The sequence below is a fragment of the Bacteroidia bacterium genome, from assembly GCA_019695265.1.
In the GTDB taxonomy this organism is placed as follows: Bacteria; Bacteroidota; Bacteroidia; order JAIBAJ01; family JAIBAJ01; genus JAIBAJ01.
On the sequence record JAIBAJ010000045.1, the window covers coordinates 1 to 17,279 of the forward strand.

Consider the following 17,279-nt stretch of genomic DNA (forward strand, 5'->3'; position numbering starts at 1 on the left):
ATCGCCACTCAAAATTTTATGTAGTTAATATTCAAATGTAGGAATAAAACAATTTGAAAAAATTGTTTTATTGGCGTTAAAAACGCCTTTCTCAACCGCCCCCGTTACAAACGAGGGCGAGTTTGGACTTAGCTTAAGCACCTCATTCCCCCACCCATAATTTACCACGTTTTACACCGCGCTCGCCCTCGTTTGCAACGAGGGCGGTTGAGAAATTGGTCTCTGACCGATATTATTATCATTCATGCTTGGATTTTTGTAATTTATACTTTTCCATTTCCATCATTATAATCCACGGCACAGCTATATAGATATTCATGCTGCTACTACACAATCATTTGTCTTGCATCAATACAATGAATTACTATGAAAGGTAGAAAATATACCAATTCCTGATCAGCTATTCTATATTTATCGCCACTCAAAATTAAGTTTAGCTAATATTCAAATGTAGGAATAAAACAATTGCAAAAAATTGTTTTATTGGCGTAAAAAACTCCTTTCTCGCTCGCCCACGTTTGCAACGTGGGCGAGCGGTCGTTCCTCTTCTATTTCTAATTGGCGCATTTACCAATGTTATTCCCGGTATTTACCAATCTAAACATATAAAAAGCATTTGGACTATTTATAAATTAAAATCGGCATTGGATGTTCAGGTCGCAAACCTAAACCAGCTTGCCCTCTCGCTTCTTACTAAACCTTTGTTCGATGGCAAACTGTTTGGGTTTGCACCCCGGGCAACGATAGAGCCAGGTAGCCCACAGGAACCCGACGGCGCTAGCCTAGGGTGACGAGGACTACAGGCGATAGCGTGACCCGAACGCCCATGCAGGACCGCTGAACAGTTGCAGACCCTTGGTTGGGCGTGAAGGGGGCCCGCCAAATAATACCGAGTGACAATTTCGAGCTAAAATTGGTATAATCCCAAAATTGTCAATAGAAATTTTAAACTACGTTTCGAGACAAGTGTTAGTAAGGTTTTCAAGTAATTTTTACCGAGAGAACATTATGTAATATCAATTTATATATTAGTTTTCTTATGTAAAATTGTTATAACATAATGTATCCTCGGCATATTCCTAAGTTTGAAAGAAAACCTAACTAACACTAGCTCGGGATTAACCCAAATCATCCCACATCCCATCGCGCTTGTCATTTGTTCACTTCGTTTCAAATGACAATTTTGGGATAATTAGTGATTTGTTATGGGTAAAAATGCAAAAAGGCCCGGAAAACCAGGCCTTTTCGTGCAAAATAAACGTATTAGAGTTTTTGCTTAACCTCTACCTCGGTGTATCCTTCGATAATGTCACCGACTTTGATATCGTTGAAATTTTCGATGTTCAAACCGCATTCGTAGCCGGCCAAAACTTCTTTAACATCGTCTTTGAAGCGTTTCAATGAACCCAGGTTTCCGTTGTACACCACAATACCATCGCGGATCAAACGAATACGGGTTTGACGGTTTACTTTTCCATCTAACACATAGCAACCGGCAACTGTACCCACCTTGGAGATTTTGAACACTTCGCGAACTTCGATATTTCCAACCACTTTTTCTTCCATTGTTGGAGCCAACATACCTTCCATAGCGGCTTTCACCTCTTCGATGGCGTTGTAAATGATGGAATACAAGCGAATATCGATTTGCTCCTGCTCGGCAATTTTCCGGGCACTTACGCTTGGTCTCACCTGGAAACCTACCACAATGGCATTGGAAGCGGAGGCCAACATAACGTCTGATTCGGAGATTTGACCAACAGCCTTGTGAACAATATTCACCTGAATTTTCTCGGTAGATAGTTTAATCAAGGAATCAGAAAGCGCTTCAACCGATCCATCCACGTCACCTTTAACAATGATATTCAATTCTTGGAAATCTCCAATAGCAAGTCGGCGGCCAATTTCGTCGAGGGTAATATGCTTTTTGGTACGATAGCCTTGTTCGCGTTGCAATTGCAAGCGTTTATTGGCAATATCTCTAGCTTCCCTTTCATCGTCCATCACGTTAAAATGGTCACCGGCCTGTGGGGCTCCGGTTAATCCTAAAATAATGGCAGGAGTAGCCGGACCTACAGACTTCACATTTTGATTCCGTTCATTTTGCATGGCTTTTACGCGTCCGGAATAGCAACCCGCCAAAATAACATCTCCAACACGCAGCGTACCTTTTTCTACCAAAATGGTAGAAATAAACCCTCTACCTTTATCCAGAGATGATTCGATAACGGTACCGGCAGCGTTTCGGCTTGGGTTAGCTTTCAAATCCAACATTTCAGCCTCCAACAGCACTTTCTCCAGGAGCAAATCAATGTTGATACCTTTTTTAGCTGAAATTTCCTGGCATTGGTATTTACCACCCCAGTCTTCCACCAAAATATTCATGGCGGCTAGTTCTTCCCTGATTTTATCGGGATTTGCGCCCGGCTTATCGATTTTGTTAATGGCAAAAACGATGGGAACACCGGCTGCCTGGGCGTGGTTAATGGCTTCGCGGGTTTGAGGCATTACATTATCGTCGGCAGCAACCACTACAATAACCACGTCGGTTACTTTAGCACCACGGGCACGCATAGCGGTAAAGGCTTCGTGACCGGGAGTATCGAGGAAAGTTATGTGTTTACCACTTTCCAGTTCCACGCTATAAGCACCGATGTGCTGAGTAATACCACCGGCCTCTCCGGCAATTACATTAGCTTTACGGATGTAGTCGAGCAAGGATGTTTTACCATGGTCAACGTGACCCATAACGGTTACAATCGGAGGGCGAGGTTTTAAATCGTCCGGAGTATCATTATCTTCCTTAATTGCTTCCTGCACTTCAGCGGAAACGAATTCAACAGCATAACCAAACTCTTCGGCAACGATACTGAGGGTTTCTGCATCTAAGCGTTGGTTAATAGAAACAAACATACCCAATGCCATGCAGGTGGAGATAATTTTATTTACAGGCACATTCATCATTTTGGCTAACTCGTTCGCAGTAACGAACTCGGTAACCTTAATGATTTTTTTCTCCATTTCCTGTTGCTCCATTTCAGCTTCGAATTCGGCACGCTTTTCGTCCCTTTTTTCTCTGCGGTATTTGGAGGATTTGGATTTTCCGCCGGCGCTTAATCGGGCCAGGGTTTCCTTAATTTGCTTTTGAATTTCCTCTTCGGTTAAGGCCGGTTTAGGTTCATTTCGGTGTTGATTCCGCTGGTTGTTATTGCGGTTACCCTGGTTATTACCTTGTTGTCCGCCTCCACCTTGTTGAGAACGTTGCTGGTTAGGTTGTTGGTTACCGCCTCCGCCTTGGTTAGACTGAGCAACGGAATTTACATCAACCCCTTTGCGAATACGTTTTCTTTTCTCTTTACGGTTATTGTCTTGGTTTTGCTGATTTCCACCCGACTTTTTCTTGTCATCCACCGGAAGTTCCATTTTACCCATGATTTTGGGTCCTTCCAGCTTTTGGAACTGGGTTTGGTGGTGTTCCGGTTCAACTTTCTCTTGTTTTTCTTCTTCGGTTAGTTGAATAAAATCGGCGACAGAGGTCACATGTTTTTCTTCGGCAACCGGAGTTTCGGGAGTAACAGCAACGGGTTCGGGTTTAGGGGTTGGTGCCGGCGGAGGGGTTTCCACTTTAGGTTGTGGTTTAACTTCCTCTTTTGATTTGGCTTTACCTTTTACCGGAAGTTCTATTTTACCTTTTACAACAAACTTTGGAGCCATATCTTCTCCAATTTTTGCTTTAATGGTTTCGGATTCCGGAGTTGGTTCGGGGGCCGGGGTTGCGGCAACAACTGGTTCAGGCTCCACAACCGGTTCAGGGGTTGGGGCCGGAGCCGGAGGTTCGGGCTTTTCTTCCACCACCGGTTCGGGTGCAACCTCAGGTATTTCTACCGGTTTAGAAGCTTCTACTACCGGAGCCGGAGGTGCCGGGGGCGGTTCCGGCGCGGGAGCCGGTGCGGGAGCCGGCGTTGGAGCCGGGGCAACGCTTGCCGTTGGAGTGGCAGGGGCCGGTTTTTTGGTCGAATCAACATTTGGATCCGAGTTGGTGGCGTATGCTTCCCTTCTGGCACGAGATTCCTCCAGTTGCTTATGGGCTGCATCGGCTACGGCTTTTTCCTTACCGTATTCTTTTAGCAACATTTCGTAATGGTCTGCTTCCACTTTAAAGTTTGGATTAACCCCCGGAACTCCCATTTTATTGAGGAACTCCATAAGGGTGTTAATTCCCACTCCAAATTCGGAGGCGACCTTACTTAATCGTTTTGGTGCTGCTGGTTCTGACATTAATATTCCTTTCTCTATTTTATGTTTATGTTGGCTGTTGGAACAGTTTGGTTTTCTGGGTTGGGTATACTATTCAAATTCTGATTTCAGAATATCTAATACTTCATTTACGGTTTCTTCTTCCAAATCGGTGCGATCAACCAGTTCTTTAACCGGAACTTCTAACACTGCACGAGCGGTATCGAGTCCAATTTTCTTGAACTCATCAATGATCCACTCATCGATTTCATCTGCAAATTCATCTAAATCCACATCATCGATATCCACCTCGTTATCGCGGTAAACGTCAATTTCATATCCGGTTAGCAATCCGGCCAATTTGATATTAAATCCGCCTTTACCAATGGCTAATGAAACCTGATCGGGTCGTAAATAAACTTCAGCTCTTTTAGTATCCTCATTAAGTTTAATAGAGGTAATTTTAGCCGGGCTCAATGCACGCTGAATTAGCAACTGATTATTATTGGTGTAATTGATTACATCGATATTCTCGTTTTTCAACTCTCTTACAATACCGTGAATACGAGAACCTTTCATACCTACGCAAGCACCAACCGGATCAATGCGATCGTCGTAGCTTTCAACGGCCACTTTCGCACGTTCACCCGGAGCACGAACAATTTTCTTAATGGTAATTAATCCGTCAAACACTTCCGGAACTTCCAATTCAAATAAACGCTCCAGGAAGGATGGTGCAGTACGTGACAAGGTAATTACCGGTTGTCCGCCCTTCATTTCTACCTTGTAAATAACGGAGCGAACGGTCTCTCCTTTTTTGAAGAAGTCGCTTGGAATTTGTTGGTTTTTAGGCAAAATCAATTCATTTCCTTCGTCATCCAAAATCAGGGTTTCTTTTTTCCAGGTTTGGTAAACCTCACCTACCACAATTTCACCAACACGATCTTTGTATTTTTTGTAAACCCCTTCTTTTTCTAAGTCACTTACACGGCTTTGCAGGTTTTGGCGAACGGCTAATATGGCACGACGTCCAAACTCTTCCATTGGAATTTGCTCTGAAACCTCTTCTCCTACTTCAAAATCAGGTTCAATTTTAATTGCTTCAGAATAAGGAATTTCCAATACATCATCCTCCAAATCATCGTCATTTACAATAACTCTGCGTCTCCAAATTTCCAAATCTCCGCGGTCAGTATTGATGATAAAGTCAATATTTTCATCGGTTCCATATCGTTTAATGATAATATTACGAAATACCTCTTCCATGATACTCATCATGGTTACGCGGTCAATGTTTTTGGTTTCTTTAAAATCCGAGAACGATTCAACTAAGCCTAGTTTGTCCATTGCGATAATTATTTGAAAGTGATGATTTTTTTTGTTTCTTTTATATTGTTAAAGTTTATTTGTACCAAGAGATTTTCTTCAGTTGCTTTTTTCTTTTTTGATGCTTCTATTTCCAGGGTTATGAATACTTCGGTTACTTCTTTCAATACGCCCTCTGTTTCTTTCCCGTCTTTTTCCAGTACCTTTACCTTACGGCCTATGTTTTTGGTGTATTGCTTAAATACTTTAAAGGGCAAATCCATTCCGGGAGACGATACTTCCAACTCAAAATCCTGTGTTTCGCGATCCAGGTTTTTCTCAATATGTCTGCTCACGGCTATGCAATCCGATATGGAAACAGCACCTTCACTATCAATAAACACTTTGATGCTATTGGTGGCCGAAACCTTTACTTCTACCAAAAAATAGCCTTCCTTTTCTTGGATTTTCTCCATCGCCAGGCGGCTTATCAGGTCTTTACTAATCATTTTTGACAATAAAAAAGGGGACGCTGTCCCCTCGTTTCAATTCAATCTGGGCGCAAAGATAGGAATTATTTGGGATTACAAGCATTTATACCAATTTTAATTAATAAATAGTCTAAAGGCTTTTTAGAAATTTAGATTGGTAAAGCCCAATTGAAAATCTTTATTAGGCTTATTATTACGAAGCCAAATTAGCCTGTTAAAGATTTAGCTGGGGCATTATTCCGCTTTTCGTCAATTTACCCGAAAAGTGGCATTGCAATAATTCGCTTTTCCTATTCGTTAGCCTAAAAAACAATGTCATGAAACGTTCCATTGCTATTGCTTTATTCCTTCTGCTGTCGGGTAAAGTATTTTCTCAGGTTTTAGATGGTGTATATGTTAAAGAAAACATTGCCACCGACCGTTTAATGCAATATACATACCTACGTGAAGCCGATGTAATGTGGAGCCGAACCGTTTGGAGAAAGCTCGATTTGCGGGAAAAACTCAACCTTCCTCTTTACTTTCCGGTGCAGCCAATCGGCGACCGCCAAAGTCTTACCCAGGTCCTTATTGAAGCTATCAAAGAAGGCAGTTTATCGGCCTATGCACCTATGGACGACGACTTTCGAACCATTTTAACACGGGAAGAAGTTACCCGAATTTTTACCCACTTCGACACGTTGATGATCGAAAACCCGGATTCGCCCGGCGATATTATTCCCAAAGTGGTTCAGGTTGACTTGGATTTATCTGAAATAACCGAATACCGCATCAAAGAAGAATGGTTTTTTGACAAGCAACGTTCAGTTATGGATGTTCGAATTGTTGGTATTATGCCGGTTCGCAAAGAAATTATTGAAGATGAAGTTCGCACCAAACCACTTTTTTGGATCTATTTTCCCGAAGCCAGAATCATACTCAATAACAAAGCCGTTTTTAACCGATTTAACGATGCAGCCAGAGTAAGTTACGACGATATTTTCAGTAAACGCATGTTTGCCAGCTATATCTACAAGGAAAGCAATGTTTACGACCGCAATATCAGCGATTATACCATGGGAACCGATGCCTTGCTGGAGGCCGATCGCATCAAGAAAAACATGTTCGATATGGAAAGCGATTATTGGGAATATTGATTACCTAAAAACAAGTTCGTTTTTGGCGGAATAGTTGGGGGACTGTTCCGCTTTTTTTTGTTTTTTATTCATTTGGCGGGCCCCCTCTGCCCAAAAAATGCTTGTTAAACCCCGGGCAAAAGTGCTGTGGGCATTCGGGTCACGCTATCGGCTGTAGTCCTCGTCCCCCTAGGCTAACGCCGTAGGTGTCCTGTGGGCTACTTGCCTCTATCGTTGCCCGACCCAACCCCCGATTTTTGCATTTCATTCACTCCTTATTGGTAGACCATAATTTTACCAAATGATAGCTGGTAAAAGGGTTAATATGTTGTGGAAATTCCCTTCAATCCCTTACAGGTTCTTACCTAATTCTCCTTTTCTTTGCAACATGACCCTCACCCAAAAAATAGTTGATACCATCCGGGATGTGCCTGATTTTCCAAAGCCTGGAATTTTGTTTAAAGACATAACACCCTTGCTAAAAAATCCCGGCCTTTGTCGGGAAATTACCCGTGAAATGGCCAACCGACTGGCAAATCAACAAATTGATGCCATTGCGGCTGTTGAAAGTCGGGGGTTTCTTTTCGGTATGATGTTAGCGAATGAATTGAATATTCCGTTTATTCCGGTTCGTAAATCAGGAAAACTGCCCTATAAAACCATTGGGTACGAATACAGTTTGGAATACGGAACAGCCAAGGTGGAAATCCATACGGATGCAGTTCAACCGGGGTGGAATGTGTTAATTCATGACGATCTTTTAGCTACCGGAGGAACTGCTGCCGCTGCCGCCGAACTGGTGTTGGCTTCCGGAGGAACTGTAGCTGGTTTTGCCTTCTTGGTTACCCTGGAGTTTTTGAATGGAAAACAGTATTTGTCGAAGTATTCAAATAGCTGCTGGGAATTGGTAAGTTATTAGTTTAAATTATTACCAAACCAATTCGTAGGGATTGGAAATAGATTTTTTTCCAAATCGCTTTAATAGAGAAGCTTCGTTCTCTTGATTTAAATTCTCTTGTTTTATTATTTCTTGAACCGCTGGTTGTTTTAAGCCCGGAATTCGGATTCGAAAAAACGGCCAAAGATTTCGGTCTTTGTATACCTTATCTATGTCAGGGAAGCCTGTAATAAGCTTATATTCGGTCTGACTTTTAAATGATTCTGAATACCGAAACTCCCAATAGCCATTTTCACATCGTAAAGTTCCAATCTCAATATTGTCCACTTTAAGTGTAAAAATTGAATTTTCTGTTTCGGGTAAAAAAGTTTCATTATCATCTTCCCCTTTCCGAAACCATGCTTTAAAAGTGTTCTGTATAGACATATTCAATTTATAGTTCTCTTAATTTATTAAATCGAAAAATTAGGGTAAAAATTATTAATTCTAAACGCTCTTCTATGAAAAAAGGAGAAAAGTCTCTTTTAATCATTTCAATTACTTTTTTTTCCTTCTCAGGAGAGATTAATTCTGAAATAATGGATTGGTAATTTTTGTTTTCATTTTTAATTTTTTCAATTAATTCAAAATGATTTGCCTCCTTGTTGTTTTCAATACTAACTCTTGGTTTGGCACTTACTATATACTTATTTAATTTTGTATTATCATGTTTTTTCGATGCAAAGTTTTTTCTTAAATTATCATCGCTAAAGTTCCAAAACAACCCTCTTGCTGAGTCATAAATTGGAGCAAATCGAACCGGCTTTAAGGATTTCTTTTTATAGTCAATAATTCCCCAATTATAAAAATGTCTGTCATTGTTTCCAACAATAGCATCAAACGTTAGTAGTCGAATTAAGTTGCTAAGTAATTCATCCTTATTTTCCGGGTAAACGGAGTAAATGGATTGTTTTATGAATTCAAAAGTAAATAATTCTCTAGCTTTGGATTTGTTATCCGCAATTTCTTTTGCAAATGCTACATCTCCAAGGTGTTCACCGCAAATTTCGGCTCCATGAACTAAACGTTCGTTTTTGCTTAAAAAGTACTTACTTAAGAAGCGAATTTGGCCATTTCCTTTTACCAGCTTCACTTCATTCATTAAGAGCCCTAACTCCAATCCTATTTTATTAATTAAGAATTCAATAACCGATTCATGAGGATACCACTTTTCGGCAGTTTTAGCATTATATGGAATCCAGGTATTAGGATTATTTCTTCTAACTCCGTTGTTTTTTTATAAAAATATACTTTTATGAATTGTTTAGGCGCGTCACCATCTATTTCTTGATCAACGATAAAGTAATCCTTTTCCTTTAAAATTGGAATATTAGAGTCTCTCAAAATAGTACCTGAGTTCTCTTTGGATTTTTCAATCCTCAATTTTCCAAAAACTCTTTTCATTTTCGCAAGGCAAAATTAGGAATTAGGAGAAAAACAAAATATTAAAAAGAATTAAGGATAAATTATTCGCAAGTAGATCGGTTTTGGTGATAAAACTTAGATTCTCTTTCCTATTGTTAACAATCATTGAGCTTAATTTTACTTTACCTTTGCCTCACCATGAGCGACCCTATTAAGCATGAATGCGGTGTAGCACTCATCCGCCTTCGCAAACCCCTCGATTATTATATTCAAAAGTATGGAACTCCCATGTATGGCCTTAATAAGCTATATCTGTTGATGGAGAAACAACACAATCGCGGGCAAGATGGAGCGGGTGTCGCAACCATTAAACTTGACCCTGAGCCCGGTAATCGTTATATTTCCAGATCTCGAAGCACCGCCAAAGGAGCAATTCAGGAGATTTTCGAAAAAATTCAATCCAAATTCGAATCCGCTTATAAATCACATCCCAATAAATATACCGATGCTGCATGGCTTAAAAAAAATGTAGCCTACAGCGGCGAACTGTTGCTGGGTCATCTTCGATACGGCACCTTTGGTGGCAACTCGGTTGAAAATTGTCACCCCTTCCTGCGTCAAAACAACTGGATGTCTAAAAATCTGGTAGTTGCAGGTAATTTTAATCTGACCAATGTAGATGAACTCTTCCAGCAATTGGTAGAATTAGGTCAACACCCTAAAGAAAAATCCGATACGGTAACGGTAATGGAACGTATCGGTCATTTTTTGGATAAAGAGAATGAACGCTTGTTCCGTCGCTTCAAAGACCAGGGACATTCCAATTTTGATATTTCCGGATTAATTGCCGAACACTTGGATGTTGCCCGAATTTTGCGCGATTCAGCCAAGAAGTGGGATGGAGGTTATACTATGTGCGGACTAATAGGTCATGGTGATGCCTTTGTGTTGCGTGATCCTAATGGAATTCGGCCGGCATTTTATTATTTTGATGAAGAAATTGTAGTAGTCGCCTCCGAACGTCCGGCTATTCAAACCGCCTTTAATATACAACTCGATCAGATTAATGAATTAACGCCCGGAGCCGCCTTGGTTATTAAGAAAAGTGGGGCAGTTTCTGAAGAACAAATCATTGAACCACTCGAACGCAAAGCTTGTTCCTTTGAGCGAATCTATTTTAGTCGTGGTAGCGATCATGATATTTATAAGGAAAGAAAGCAGTTGGGTAAAAATGTTACCCCGTCTATCCTCAATGCCGTAAACCACGATGTAAAGAATACCGTATTTTCTTTCATTCCTAATACGGCCGAAGTTTCCTTTTATGGAATGGTGAGCGGAGTGGAATCCTACCTGAAGGATGTAAAAAAGCGTAAAATCCTTGAAGCCGGAACCTCCATCGATGATGAAAAGCTGGAATCAATACTGGCTATTAAACCACGTATCGAGAAAATTGCTATCAAAGATGCAAAACTCCGAACCTTTATTACGGAAGATTCCCTTCGCGATGACTTGGTAACCCATGTGTACGACATCACATACGGAACCTTAAAAAGCGGAATCGACAACCTGGTTGTAATCGACGATAGCATTGTACGCGGTACAACCCTTAAAAAAAGCATTTTGAAAATGCTGGATCGCCTGGGCCCTAAGAAAATTGTAGTAGTTTCCTCAGCCCCTCAAATCCGTTATCCCGATTGTTATGGTATTGATATGGCCAAATTGGGCGATTTTATTGCATTCCGTGCAGTGGTTGCCCTACTCAAAGACCATTTCATGGAAAACCTCCTCGACGAAGTATATGAAATGGCCAAAGCTCAGGTAGGAAAACCTAAAGAAGAGATGGTCAATGTTGTTAAAGAGTTGTATAAGCCCTTTTCTGCAGATCAGGTATCTGCCAAAATTGCCGAATTGCTAAAACCTGCCGATTGTAAAGCCGAAGTTCAAATCATTTATCAAACCATCGAAGGTTTACACAATGCTTGTCCAAATAACCTCGGTGATTGGTACTTCACAGGCGATTATCCTACCCCGGGCGGCACCAAAGTAGCCAACCAGGCTTTTATTAACTTTATGGAAGGTAAAAACGTTAGGGCGTACTAGGGAATCAAGGCTTTTGCCCTGTTTATTCCTGTTCATCTTTTGGATTGGTCTATACTTTTTGCACCTTGGTAGACTTACCCGAACGTCTATAACAACCAGTTTTCAATTTTCCAAACATTGTTCAAAAACCCCTGTTAGCGCAACATTAATTTTGTATTAATCCTTACGGCAATGTGCCCTTCCGAAGGGAATTTTTTTTCCCACAAAACACAATGTTAAAAACTCTGCCTAAAAGTGAATAACTGCGGCAGCAATTAGGCGTTTTTTTTAAAATCTTTGTTGAACACAAACGACAGCTACTTGCCTTCTCGTAAGTAGTTAAAATCCAAAAGGTTAGGCGAAAAGAGTGGTGTTGGGAGATAAAAAAGGACGAAAACCAAAAGTTCTCGTCGGGGGAATCGTCGCCTCTAACCAAATCGGTAGTTCGTTTGCAAAAATTGCTTTTGATTGAATTAAATAATTTAAATGGAGACTCAAACCGTGGCCGACATTAACCTAGCAGAGGTATTACCTCCCAACACTTCTATGCCCAGTGAACCGATTTTGACGGAGAACAAAGACAGGTTCGTACTATTTCCGATCAAACATACCGAGATTTGGAACATCTATAAAAAAGCCGAACAAAGTTTTTGGACGGCCGAAGAGGTAGATCTTCAACAGGATCGGGTAGATTGGGATAATAAACTTAACGATGAGGAGCGCTTCTTCATTAAACATGTCTTGGCCTTCTTTGCTGCCAGCGATGGTATTGTAAATGAAAACCTGGCTATCAACTTCCTGCGAGAAGTGCAATATCCCGAAGCACGTTGCTTTTATGGTTTTCAAGTGATGATAGAAAACATCCACAGCGAGATGTATAGCCTGTTGATTGATACCTACATCAAAGATGGAGAAGAGAAAGATTCTTTATTACATGCAATAGATACTCTTGATTGTGTAAAAAAGAAAGCCAATTGGGCTTTGCGATGGATTGCTCAAGGTAGCTTCGTAGAACGTTTGGTTGCTTTTGCTGCCGTTGAAGGTATCTTTTTCTCCGGTTCCTTCTGCTCTATCTTCTGGTTGAAAAAACGCGGTTTAATGCCCGGACTAAGCTTTGCAAACGAACTAATCAGCCGCGACGAAGGACTACACTGCGAGTTTGCATGCCTGTTGTATTCTCAACTTCAAAATAAACTCAGCGAAAAAACCGTTCACCAAATTATTGGCGATGCAGTAGCCGTTGAAAAGGAATTTGTAGTAGATGCACTTCCTGTTCGCCTCATTGGAATGAATGCCGACTTAATGTGCCAATACATCGAATATGTAGCCGATTACTGGTTATTGAAACTCGGTTACAATCGTTTATTCGGTTCCACCAATCCTTTCGACTTTATGGAAATGATCTCCATGGATGGAAAAACCAACTTCTTTGAAAAACGAGTAGGCGACTATCGTAAGGCTTCCGTAGGTAACTCCTCCAGCGACAACCAAATTAAATTTGACGAGGACTTTTAATCTAACCCTATTTTAACCAATTAATACCACACCAAATTCTCCCTTAGCATGATGTACGTAGTAAAAAGAGATGGCCGCCGCGAATCGGTTAAATTCGATAAAGTGACTAGCCGGATCCAAAAGCTTTGTTATGGCCTGGATCCAATCGTAGATCCGATTAAAGTGGCCATGAAAGTAATTGAAGGGATATATGACGGAGTTACCACTGCCCAGCTCGACAACCTGGCTGCAGAAATCGCCGGATCCTTCACCACCGTTCACCCGGATTATGCCCTACTAGCCAGCCGCATCGCCGTAAGTAACCTGCATAAGTTTACCAAGAAGTCGTTCTCTGAAACCATGACGGCTCTATACAACTATGTAGACCCAAAAACAAACCAACCCGCCGGCCTCCTGGCTCCGGATGTGTATCAAATTATTCAGGCCAATGCCGAAATTCTCGATAGTACCATTATCTACGACCGGGATTATGGCTATGACTACTTCGGATTTAAAACCCTGGAGAAAAGCTACTTGCTTAAACTCAATGGTAAAGTGGCTGAACGCCCTCAGCACATGCTTATGAGAGTTGCCGTTGGTATCCATAAAGAGGATATCGATTCGGTAATTACTACCTATAACCTCATGAGCGAACGTTGGTTTACCCATGCTACTCCAACCCTTTTCAATGCCGGAACTCCAAAACCGCAAATGTCGAGCTGCTTCTTGCTTACCATGAAAGACGACAGCATTGAAGGTATTTATGACACCTTAAAACAATGCGCTAAAATCAGCCAAAGCGCCGGTGGTATCGGCCTAAGCATACACAATGTACGTGCAACAGGTAGCTACATTAAAGGTACTAACGGAACCAGCAACGGTATCGTACCGATGTTGCGTGTTTTCAACGACACTGCACGTTATGTTGACCAAGGTGGTGGAAAACGCAAAGGTTCCTTCGCTGTTTACCTCGAACCCTGGCATGCGGATGTGTACGAATTCCTTGAACTAAAAAGAAACCACGGTAAAGAAGAACTTCGTGCCCGCGACTTGTTCTTCGCACTCTGGATCCCGGATTTGTTTATGAAAAGGGTGAAAGAAAACGGACAATGGTCCTTGTTCTGCCCTAACGAAGCTCCCGGACTTTCTGACTGCTGGGGTGAAGAGTTTGAAAAATTATACACCCGTTACGAATCCGAAGGAAGAGCCAGAAAAACCATCCGCGCTCAGGAACTTTGGGCAGAAGTAATCAAGTCTCAAATCGAAACAGGTACGCCTTACATGCTTTATAAAGACGCTTGTAATGCAAAAAGCAACCAAAAAAACCTGGGGACCATCAAATCCTCTAACCTGTGCACCGAAATAGTTGAATACACCTCAGCCGACGAAGTAGCGGTATGTAACCTTGCATCTATTGCCTTGCCACGGTTTATTGATAAAGGCAAATTCGATCACGACAAATTGTTTGAAATTGCCTATGTTATTACCAAAAACCTCAATAAAATCATCGACCGCAACTATTACCCCGTTCCCGAGGCACGTCGCAGTAACTTGCGTCACCGCCCTATCGGTATCGGTGTTCAAGGCCTGGCCGATGCCTTTATCTTAATGCGCTATCCTTTCGATAGCCCGGAGGCAGTTCAATTGAACAAGGATGTTTTTGAGACGATTTACTACGCTTCGATGACTGCAAGTAAAGATCTTGCTAAAGAAGAAGGTTATTACGAAACCTATCCTGGTAGCCCAGTTTCTCAAGGTATTTTCCAGTTCGATATGTGGGGTGTTACGCCAAGTAACCGCTGGGAATGGGATGTTTTGAAAGAAGAAGTGAAAAAATATGGGGTTCGAAACTCCTTGCTATTGGCACCAATGCCAACCGCATCTACTTCGCAAATTTTAGGCAATAACGAGTGCTTTGAACCTTATACATCCAATATTTATACGCGTCGTGTTTTGAGCGGTGAATACATCGTTGTAAACAAACATCTGATGAAAGATTTGGTTCGTTTAGGACTTTGGAACGAAGAGCTAAAAAACAAAATCATTGCCAACAAAGGCAGCGTACAAAACATCGATGAAATTCCTGATAACATCAAAGATTTGTATAAAACCGTTTGGGAAATATCTCAGAAAGTAATAATCAACATGGCAGCAGATCGTGGTGCTTACATCTGCCAAAGCCAAAGTTTGAATATTCATATTCAGGATCCTAACATCGGCAAATTGAGCTCCATGCACATTTATGCCTGGGAAAAAGGTCTAAAAACCGGTATGTATTATTTGCGTAGTCAGGCAGCAGCCAGTGCACAACAATTTACACTACAACAACAAAAACAACAAACCCCTGTTGCTCAAACTGCTGCACAACCGGCAGCATCAACTGTTCAGGCAGCAACTACTTCCGGAGTAGAAAACACTCAGGCGGTTACTCCGGTATACACACCTCCGGTACGCGCCAATGTGGAGCCCGAAATGGTTCCTGCATACGCTGCACCGGTAAACCCTCCGCAGTACAGCGAGGTTGCCCGAATGGAAATTCCTTATCAAGAGGCTACACCTCAACCTATTCCGGTTGCAACAGCCCCTGTTTACCAAGCTCCACCTCAGGTAACCCAACCGGCCTACCAACCAACCCCGGTTATGCCTCAATTTGTTCCAACACTTACTCCGGGTTTGTCCGCCGAGGAACAAGCACAACTTTCCTGCTCACTCGATAACCCTGAAGGTTGCGAAATGTGCGGTAGTTAACCCCCGGTACTAAATTCTTCCCGACGGCATTCATGATTTTCTCATGAATGCCGTTTTTTTTAACCCCAATAATTCAAGAGAAAAAGTATTGCTGAAATAATACGGAATGGACCATATGTTTAGTCCAATTTAATGTATAAATTATTCTTTAAAAATACTTAAAACACAGTTTACCAGGTATTTATAAATCTAAATATATAAAATAGACCTTGATGGACATTCCCAAAACGATGGGTTGTAAAACCAAAGTAATTTGAAAAATAACCCAAAACTCAATTGAAAATTACAGTTACATGAACCGATGCAAAACAGTTAGGATCAAAAATTTGTAAAGTGTAATCTGGGTTCAACAGCACCCAAAAATAAACCCACTATAGAGCAACAGAAAACGCCATACCAAAGTGGTATATTCAGGGTTTGCACCCCGGGCAACGATTGAGCCAGGTAGCCCACAGGAGCATGCAGCGCTAGCCAATGCTCCGAGGACTACAGGCGAAAGCGTGACCTGAACGCCGGTTTGCAGTAAACCATTGAGTTTTGTGGCAATATGTACCGGCGGAAGGGGCCCGCATCCAAAAAATCTAACAATTATTCGCTTAATTTCTCCGCTTGAAGTGTGGAGTCCTGGGCCAACTGCATTAATTCGTCTTCATCAAAAAACTCCTTAGCCTGAACCGTTGATCCTTCTGAAGTTTGTGCACCAATTTGCTCAATACGCTCATGCGCCATACGTTCAGCATCAGAAGCAAACAACAGCCCAATTTCTTTACGGTAAATAAACCCGGTTAAGCATAAAACCAGTACCCAAACTCCGGCAACAATGCCAATAATAAGTCCGGTAGCAGGTTTTTTAGTCTGGGTAACCGGATATGGAACACTTGCAGTTTCAATGGCTTTGTTCACCTGAACCGTTGTTACACCAGTAGGATTTGAAGTCAGAACCGGAGTGGTAACTGCAGGTTTAGGAATAGGAGGAGGTGTAAAGGACGGGGCTGTAGAAGTTCCGGCAGCAGTATTGGTTACAACCGGTGGGACAGGTTGCGAAATTTCCCTGGTAGGTGAGGTTTTGTTAAGGTTATCAAATCCGGAGGTTTTGCCCGGATATTTTTGAATAACGGCTTGAAGTACAGCTAGTTCCCTACCGCGGAAGGCCTTGATTTGCCGGTCGCTGAAAACCTTTCCGCTACGATTTTGCAATTTGGCCTTTAACAGGGTCGGATTTTGAAGGTGATACTTCCGGTAAACGGCTCTTAAAAGCTGAATTTCATTGCCTGCAAACCGGGTAAATAAGTCATCTAATTCCTTTGTACCATAACTTTTTCCCCCATCCAGTGCCAATTGGCGAACCTCCTCTTTTAACTGAAACCCCCAAGGATAGCGGGTAACCAGCTCCAGCCACAATTCAGTTTCCAGTCCGGCGTACTTGCTAAAAAGCAAATTTTCGTCCTGCTTGCGAAGTGCGGGATTATCCTGGTAAAACTTCCGTATTTTCTCCTTGTAATCGGCCAT

General features: G+C 41.8%; 12 protein-coding genes. 5 read left to right on the plus strand and 7 right to left on the minus strand.

Features of this window, described 5'->3' with window-relative positions:
• Positions 1-1,263: 1,263 nt before the first annotated feature.
• The 3 genes from infB to rimP form a co-directional block, all read right to left on the minus strand.
• On the minus strand, positions 1,264-4,278 hold the full coding sequence (infB, locus tag K1X82_08250; protein MBX7182088.1) for a translation initiation factor IF-2: 3,015 nt from the start codon (positions 4,276-4,278) through the stop codon (positions 1,264-1,266).
• Between the two features lie 69 nt (positions 4,279-4,347).
• The gene (gene nusA, locus K1X82_08255) at positions 4,348-5,583 is read right to left on the minus strand and encodes a transcription termination factor NusA (GenBank protein MBX7182089.1); all 1,236 of its coding nucleotides are present in this window, start codon (positions 5,581-5,583) and stop codon (positions 4,348-4,350) included.
• Positions 5,584-5,591: 8 nt separating this feature from the next.
• Complete coding sequence (gene rimP / locus K1X82_08260; protein ID MBX7182090.1) at positions 5,592-6,050, minus strand: ribosome assembly cofactor RimP; 459 nt, start codon at positions 6,048-6,050, stop codon at positions 5,592-5,594.
• Positions 6,051-6,349: 299 nt separating this feature from the next.
• Between rimP and gldN the strand changes: the two genes are divergently transcribed.
• Both gldN and K1X82_08270 read left to right on the plus strand, forming a co-directional pair.
• A complete protein-coding gene (gldN, locus tag K1X82_08265; GenBank protein MBX7182091.1) occupies positions 6,350-7,168 on the plus strand; it encodes a gliding motility protein GldN in 819 nt (272 codons plus the stop codon).
• Between the two features lie 367 nt (positions 7,169-7,535).
• Positions 7,536-8,066 (plus strand): adenine phosphoribosyltransferase, encoded by a 531-nt coding sequence (locus tag K1X82_08270; protein ID MBX7182092.1) that lies wholly within the window; start codon positions 7,536-7,538, stop codon positions 8,064-8,066.
• Between the two features lie 9 nt (positions 8,067-8,075).
• Here the strand turns inward: K1X82_08270 and K1X82_08275 are convergent, their stop codons facing one another.
• Genes K1X82_08275 through K1X82_08285 form a run of 3 tightly spaced genes read right to left on the minus strand, consistent with a single transcriptional unit; the run spans position 8,076 to position 9,488 of the window.
• Positions 8,076-8,471 (minus strand): HipA N-terminal domain-containing protein, encoded by a 396-nt coding sequence (locus K1X82_08275; protein ID MBX7182093.1) that lies wholly within the window; start codon positions 8,469-8,471, stop codon positions 8,076-8,078.
• A 7-nt stretch (positions 8,472-8,478) separates the two neighbouring features.
• Positions 8,479-9,282: a HipA domain-containing protein gene (locus K1X82_08280; GenBank protein ID MBX7182094.1), complete on the minus strand. Its 804-nt coding sequence runs from the start codon at positions 9,280-9,282 to the stop codon at positions 8,479-8,481.
• Entirely contained in the window at positions 9,219-9,488 is a 270-nt protein-coding gene (locus tag K1X82_08285) for a hypothetical protein (GenBank protein ID MBX7182095.1), read from the minus strand. The genes K1X82_08280 and K1X82_08285 overlap by 64 nt, the downstream gene beginning before the upstream one ends.
• A gap of 159 nt (positions 9,489-9,647) precedes the next feature.
• On the opposite strand from K1X82_08285, the gene K1X82_08290 reads away from it, so the two are divergent.
• The 3 genes from K1X82_08290 (at position 9,648) to K1X82_08300 (ending at position 15,770) form a co-directional block, all read left to right on the plus strand.
• Positions 9,648-11,549, plus strand: a complete 1,902-nt coding sequence (locus tag K1X82_08290; protein ID MBX7182096.1) for an amidophosphoribosyltransferase — start codon at positions 9,648-9,650, stop codon at positions 11,547-11,549.
• Between the two features lie 525 nt (positions 11,550-12,074).
• On the plus strand, positions 12,075-13,043 hold the full coding sequence (locus K1X82_08295) for a ribonucleotide-diphosphate reductase subunit beta (protein MBX7182097.1): 969 nt from the start codon (positions 12,075-12,077) through the stop codon (positions 13,041-13,043).
• A gap of 51 nt (positions 13,044-13,094) precedes the next feature.
• Positions 13,095-15,770, plus strand: a complete 2,676-nt coding sequence (locus K1X82_08300) for a ribonucleoside-diphosphate reductase subunit alpha (GenBank protein ID MBX7182098.1) — start codon at positions 13,095-13,097, stop codon at positions 15,768-15,770.
• 588 nt (positions 15,771-16,358) lie between these two features.
• On the opposite strand, the gene K1X82_08305 is transcribed toward K1X82_08300, so the two are convergent.
• Complete coding sequence (locus tag K1X82_08305; GenBank protein ID MBX7182099.1) at positions 16,359-17,279, minus strand: hypothetical protein; 921 nt, start codon at positions 17,277-17,279, stop codon at positions 16,359-16,361.